Below are 411 nucleotides of genomic sequence, written 5' to 3'. Positions count from 1 at the left end.
CGTCCGAGATCACCGCAGCAGGCCAAAGCCCCCTCATGTGGAGGCGGTGGTCAGGCGCAGCAGGAGGTGGGTAGTTCGGTGTGGAAGGTGCCTGCGACCAGGCGCAGGGCTTCGGAGGTGGTCAGATAGGGGGCCCAGGTGTCGGCAATCTGGCGGGTGGTCATCCCGGCTGTGATGGCGTAGGTCGCGGCGAGCATGATTTCTCCGGCGTGGTCTCCGATGGCGCTGAGTCCGAGGATCCTCCCGGTTTCTGTTTCGGCGACCATCTTGATCGCCCCGCGGGTGTCCTGGTCGACTAAGGCGCGCGGCAGGTCCTCGAAGCTCATCACTCGGGTTTGGCACCGGTGCCCGGCGGCCCGGGCTGCGGCCTCGGTGAGCCCGGCGGTGGCTAGTGGGCATCTCCGTTAGTTC

1 pseudogene is annotated in these 411 nt (G+C 67.2%); it reads right to left on the bottom strand.

From position 1 onward, the window contains the following. Window positions 1–50: 50 nt before the first annotated feature. Window positions 51–383, bottom strand: a pseudogene (locus AYO52_RS01975) (mercuric reductase); the annotation flags it as partial. Between the last annotated feature and the right edge of the window lie 28 nt (window positions 384–411).

Origin of the sequence: Dietzia sp. 111N12-1, assembly GCF_001658045.1 — a bacterium.
Classification (GTDB): domain Bacteria; phylum Actinomycetota; class Actinomycetes; order Mycobacteriales; family Mycobacteriaceae; genus Dietzia; species Dietzia kunjamensis.
This window is presented reverse-complemented; position numbering and strand designations above follow the sequence as displayed.